Annotated in this window: 1 protein-coding gene; it reads left to right on the top strand. The window is 32.5% G+C overall.

Annotated features, from left to right (window positions below):
- The coding region (locus HMPREF3029_RS06705) for a malate:quinone oxidoreductase (RefSeq protein ID WP_210400782.1) at nucleotides 1–203 on the top strand (203 nt) is incomplete at its 5' end.
- Between the last annotated feature and the right edge of the window lie 31 nt (nucleotides 204–234).

Here is a 234-nt window from a genome sequence, read left to right as displayed (position 1 = left end):
GAGAATCACCAGGTGCTTCAATATCATTCTCTGTAGTGCTTGAAGCATTAGAGAAAAACTTTAAAGAAGACCGTGAGCTCTGGGAACCTGCAGTTAAAAAGTTAGTTCCATCATATGGCAAATCACTGATTGATGACGAAAAACTGATGAGGGAAACGCGTAAAGAAACATCTGAAAACTTGAATTTAAATTATTATAATTAATTTTAAAAAGAGGTTATATTCATGAAAAAAA

The organism is Nosocomiicoccus sp. HMSC059G07 (genome assembly GCF_001815515.1).
Taxonomy (GTDB): domain Bacteria; phylum Bacillota; class Bacilli; order Staphylococcales; family Salinicoccaceae; genus Nosocomiicoccus; species Nosocomiicoccus ampullae_A.
This window is presented reverse-complemented; position numbering and strand designations above follow the sequence as displayed.